Annotated in this window: 4 protein-coding genes; 1 reads left to right on the top strand and 3 read right to left on the bottom strand. The window is 58.7% G+C overall.

The genetic code is table 11. The features are described 5' to 3' along the window. Positions 1-144 precede the first annotated feature (144 nt). Positions 145-501 carry a hypothetical protein gene (locus MEB48_RS28960; protein ID WP_237887120.1) on the bottom strand — a complete coding sequence of 119 codons (357 nt, stop codon included), beginning with the start codon at positions 499-501 and terminating at the stop codon, positions 145-147. A 396-nt stretch (positions 502-897) separates the two neighbouring features. Between MEB48_RS28960 and leuA the strand changes: the two genes are divergently transcribed. After that, positions 898-2,577 carry a 2-isopropylmalate synthase gene (gene leuA, locus MEB48_RS28955; protein ID WP_237887119.1) on the top strand — a complete coding sequence of 560 codons (1,680 nt, stop codon included), beginning with the start codon at positions 898-900 and terminating at the stop codon, positions 2,575-2,577. A gap of 154 nt (positions 2,578-2,731) precedes the next feature. Here the strand turns inward: leuA and MEB48_RS28950 are convergent, their stop codons facing one another. Together MEB48_RS28950 and MEB48_RS28945 are read right to left on the bottom strand one after the other, a co-directional pair. Then, positions 2,732-3,523 carry an amidohydrolase gene (locus tag MEB48_RS28950; protein ID WP_237887118.1) on the bottom strand — a complete coding sequence of 264 codons (792 nt, stop codon included), beginning with the start codon at positions 3,521-3,523 and terminating at the stop codon, positions 2,732-2,734. Further along, a complete protein-coding gene (locus MEB48_RS28945) occupies positions 3,511-4,659 on the bottom strand; it encodes a pyridoxal phosphate-dependent aminotransferase (RefSeq protein WP_237887117.1) in 1,149 nt (382 codons plus the stop codon). Before MEB48_RS28945 ends, MEB48_RS28950 begins: the two co-directional genes overlap by 13 nt. Between the last annotated feature and the right edge of the window lie 194 nt (positions 4,660-4,853).

Genomic DNA, 4,853 nt, shown 5'->3' with positions numbered 1-4,853 from the left:
ACAACCATCGCCGTTGCCACACAGCCTCGAATAACCTGCCGCCAGCCCTTTTTGAAGAGCGGGCGGCCTAATACTCCTACAGAGCGGTCCAAAAAAACTGGACCACAACAGGCTTGCCCGCGAAGGCTGCCTCATTAGCACCCCTTATTCCGCCTCAAGGTCCTCAATCCCATGGACCTCCCTATGCGCCAGACACTCTTTGATCCAGGCCTGGGTTTCCTCCGAGAAACCAGCCAATTCTTCAGATGTGATCAGCTCATGAGTACACAGCCCCAGCAAATGAGCAGGCGCCTCATCGCGTGAATGACTGAAAACGCCAAACGCCCAATACAGCTCCTGTTGACCGGCCTTCAGCCTTTCTTCACTGGCTTCAATACGTTCATAAGGCGCCAGGCTTTTATCCAGCACCGTACGCTCGACCTCTTCCATGATCCGGATACACATCCGCTCATGGGCTACCGGACGCAATGCGCTATAGAGCTTCCAATCCGACTCGTTCATTGCCAACTCCTGCTTTCTGGCCGTCTGGTTGAGGCTTTAAGAATAGCTGCACCGTGCGAGACCAGATCGCCAACTTCAAATTGCGCATCGATCAAACCCCGCGCAAACATCAATACAATCTCTGCCACTCACCGCAACAAAATCTCAATAAAACCGACTTTTCGAGTATTCCTCTCAATTTTTTTCGAGTGCTTGCCATCCTTAACCCCCGCGGTTAGGGTTGAAGGCATGAAAACCTCTCACACCCTCATTCAGCTCCGCCAGCACCGCAGCCTGTGCCTCGTCAGTGCACGACTGCCAGGCTGAATCGCGGTGCCTCGTCTTACGCTTTATCCCCAGAACATTTGATCCACCGGCAGGCCGCCTTTTTTCGGCCCACACAATAAGGATTTCCCGATGAGCATGCTCAAAGACCCGTCTTCGAAATACCGCGCGTTCCCGACCATCGATATCCCGGACCGCACCTGGCCATCGAAGACCATCACCGCAGCACCGATCTGGTGCAGCTCGGACCTTCGTGACGGCAACCAGTCGCTGATCGAGCCGATGGACGCGGTCAAGAAGCTGCGCTTCTGGAAAACCCTGGTGCAAGTCGGCGTGAAAGAAATCGAAGCTTCGTTCCCGGCCGCTTCGCAAACCGACTTCGACTTCGTGCGTACGCTGATCGAAGACGGCCACATCCCGGACGACACCACCATTCAGGTGCTGACCCAGGGCCGTGAAGATTTGATCGCGCGCACCTTCGAATCCCTGCGCGGCGCCAAGAAGGCCATCGTTCACCTGTATAACGCGACCTCCCCTTCCTTCCGCCGCATTGTCTTCAACCAGGACAAAGACGGAATCAAGGCCATCGCCGTGAACGCCGCCAAGCTGTTCGTCAAATACGCTGCTCAGCAACCAAACACTGAGTGGACCTTCGAGTACTCGCCAGAAACCTTCAGCGCCACCGAACTGGAGTTCGCCAAGGAAGTCTGCGACGCAGTGATCGAAGTGTGGAACCCGACGCCTGAGCACAAGGTGATCCTCAACCTGCCTGCCACCGTCGAATGCGCCACCCCGAATATCTATGCCGACCAGATCGAATGGTTCGGCCGCCATATCAACCGTCGTGACAGCGTGATCATCAGCCTGCACACCCACAACGACCGTGGCACTGGCGTGGCCGCCACCGAGCTGGGCCTGATGGCTGGCGCCGACCGTGTCGAAGGTTGCCTGTTCGGCAATGGCGAGCGGACCGGTAACGTCGACCTGGTGACCGTGGCATTGAACCTCTACACCCAGGGCGTCGACCCTGAGTTGGACTTCTCCGACATCGATGGCGTGCGCAAGGTCGTCGAAGAGTGCAACCAGATTCCGGTGCATCCACGTCACCCGTATGTCGGCGACCTGGTTCACACCGCATTCTCCGGCTCCCACCAGGACGCTATCCGCAAGGGCTTCGCCCAGCAGCAACCGGACGCCCTGTGGGAAGTACCGTACTTGCCGATCGACCCGGCCGACATCGGCCGCAGCTATGAGGCGGTGATTCGCGTCAACAGCCAGTCGGGCAAGGGCGGTATCGCTTACCTGCTGGAACAGGAATACGGCATCAACTTGCCGCGCCGCATGCAGATCGAGTTCAGCCAGGTCGTGCAGCGTGAAACCGATCGTCTGGGCCTTGAGATGACGGCTCAGCAGATCCATGCGCTGCTGCACAGCGAGTACTTGCAGGCCAATACCCCGTACGCGCTGGTCAGCCATCGCTTACAGGAAGAAAACGGTCACAGCGCTGTGGAAGTGGAAGTCTCCAGCAAAGGTCAGGGTGAAACCAACCTGCATTGGCGTGGCAAGGGCAACGGCGCCCTGGAAGCACTGGTGGCGGGTCTGCCGATTCCGGTGGAAATCATGGACTACAACGAACACGCCATCGGCGCGGGTACCAATGCCAAGGCTGCGGCCTACATTGAACTGCGGGTGAATGGTGAGCGTGCGGTGCACGGCGTCGGCATCGATGAAAACATCACCACCGCCAGCTTCAAGGCACTGTTCAGTGCGCTGAACCGCTCTCTGAGCCAGCCGGAAGCGAAAGCGGCGTAAAGAGCCCTGAGCTGCAATGCAAAAGGCCCCGGGGTGTGAACCTCGGGGCCTGATCGTTCCCACGCTCCGCGTGGGAATGCAGCCGTGACGCTCCGCGTCACTGGACGCGGAGCGTCCCTTGAGGCATTCCCACGCAGAGCATGGGAACGATCGGTTACGTGAATTCGAAGGTATCCGCATCCAGATTCGCCGGAAACCGTGCGCGATAAGCCGCCAGCTCCGCCGCGTCCAGAACGACCTTGAAGACCCCGTCGGCTTCGCCAGCGCTGAGCAGCGTCTCACCCTGAAAATCCAGCACCTGACTGTCACCGGTATACGCAAAGCCTTTGCCATCGGTACCAATACGGTTCACCGCCGCCACATAGCAGAGGTTTTCAATCGCCCGTGCCGGCAGCAAACGGTTCCAGTGCTGACGCCGGGCGCCCGGCCAATTGGCGGTGTACAGCAGCAAGTCAGTATCTTGAGGATCGCGACTCCAGACCGGGAATCGCAGGTCGTAGCAAATCAGCGGCCGCACTCGCCAGCCCTTCAATTCGAACTGCACCTGACGCTCGCCCGGGGTGAAATGGTTGTGCTCGCCCGCCATACGGAACAGGTGACGCTTGTCGTAGTGCCACACCTCCCCGTCCGGCCGCGCCCACAACAGACGATTGCGATGGCTGCCGTCAGCCACTTGGACGATGATGCTGCCGGTGATCACCGCATCCAGTTTCGCCGCCTGAACCCGTAGCCATTTACTGGTGGGACCGTTTTCCGGCTCGGCGAGGGATTCCGATTCCATGGAGAAACCGGTGGTGAACATCTCCGGCAGGATGATCAGGTCAGCGCCGCGAGCCTGCTCCAGCAACGGCTCGAAATGCTGCAGATTGGCCTGACGATCATGCCAGGCCAGGGTGGTCTGGATCAGCGCGACATTCAGATTGGGCAGTGCACTCAGATCACGCATAGTTTTGCCGCTGCTTCACGCAGGGTCTCCTCGCGTTTGGCAAAGCACAGGCGCACCAGGCGCTGGCCGACCGGTGGCGTCTGGTAGAACACCGAGATCGGAATGCTCGCGACGCCATGTTCGCGGGTCATCCACAGCGCCATCTCGACGTCATTGAGGTCCGGGCGAATCTGCGAGTAATCGACCAATTGGAAATAAGTACCGGCCACGCGGCTGAAACTGAAGCGTGACGGCGCCAGCAGATCGCAGAACAGATCGCGCTTGGCCTGATAGAAACCCGGCAACTCTTCGACGTGTTCCGGGTGCTCGGCCATGTAATCGGCCAACGCATATTGCAACGGCGTCACGCCGCAAAAACTGACGTACTGATGAACCTTGCGCAACTCCGCGGTAAGGGCCGGCGGTGCCACCACGTAACCGGTTTTCCAACCGGTGACGTGGTAAGTCTTGCCAAATGAACTGACCACAAATGCGCGCTGATAGAGCTCTTCGTGGGCGAGTACGCTGACGTGAGGCACGCCATCGAACACCAGGTGTTCGTAGACTTCATCGCTGATCACATAGATGTCGCGGTCACGAATCAACGCTGCCAGTTGATCCAGCTCGGCACGGCTGATCAATGCTCCGCTTGGGTTATGCGGGGTATTGAGGATGATCATCCGCGTGCGCGGCGTAATGGCTTCAGCAAGTTTCTGGAAGTCGATGCTGAAATCGTTAAGGCCCAGTTGCACATGGACGCAACGGCCACCCGCCAGCTCCACTGAAGGTTCATAACTGTCGTAGGCCGGATCGAACACGATCACTTCGTCGCCGCTGTGGATCACCGCCTGAATGGCGCAGAAAATCGCCTGAGTCGCGCCGGGGGTGACCGTCACTTCACTGTCGGCATCGACATGGGCGCCGTAGCTGCGAGCGATCTTCACTGCAATCTGCTGACGCAACATCGGCAAGCCAGTCATCGGAGAATACTGGTTGTGGCCACTGGCGATATGCCGACAGACCGCATCGCGCAGGGCCTGCGGGCCGTCGAAATCGGGAAACCCCTGGGACAAATTGATCGCCCCGGTTTGCGCCGCGAGCTGAGACATCTGCGTGAAGATAGTGATGCCGACATTCGGCAGCTTACTGGTGATCATCGGTGATTCCCTGCGCTACACCCGGCTCTAACGGCGGCACGGGAGAGCCCGAGAATAGCCCAAACGACGCCATCGAGTAGGAGGCGGATTTACATCCGCCGTCCTCTCACACCACCGTACGTACGGTTCCGTATACGGCGGTTCAGGCTATGCGGCTAAGCCGGTTTATCGTATCCAGTATTGAGATCAACCCT

It is taken from the genome of Pseudomonas sp. PGPR40 (assembly GCF_022014505.1).
Lineage (GTDB): Bacteria > Pseudomonadota > Gammaproteobacteria > Pseudomonadales > Pseudomonadaceae > Aquipseudomonas.
Note: the sequence above shows the minus strand (reverse complement) of the source record. Positions and strands in the feature narration are given on the sequence as shown.

Bases quoted from the DNA above. Each gene is read 5' to 3' on its own strand.
- MEB48_RS28960 (WP_237887120.1), bottom strand. From the start codon at position 501: ATGAACGAGTCGGATTGGAAGCTCTATAGCGCATTGCGTCCGGTAGCC.
- leuA (WP_237887119.1), top strand. From the start codon at position 898: ATGAGCATGCTCAAAGACCCGTCTTCGAAATACCGCGCGTTCCCGACC.
- MEB48_RS28950 (WP_237887118.1), bottom strand. From the start codon at position 3,523: ATGCGTGATCTGAGTGCACTGCCCAATCTGAATGTCGCGCTGATCCAG.
- MEB48_RS28945 (WP_237887117.1), bottom strand. From the start codon at position 4,659: ATGATCACCAGTAAGCTGCCGAATGTCGGCATCACTATCTTCACGCAG.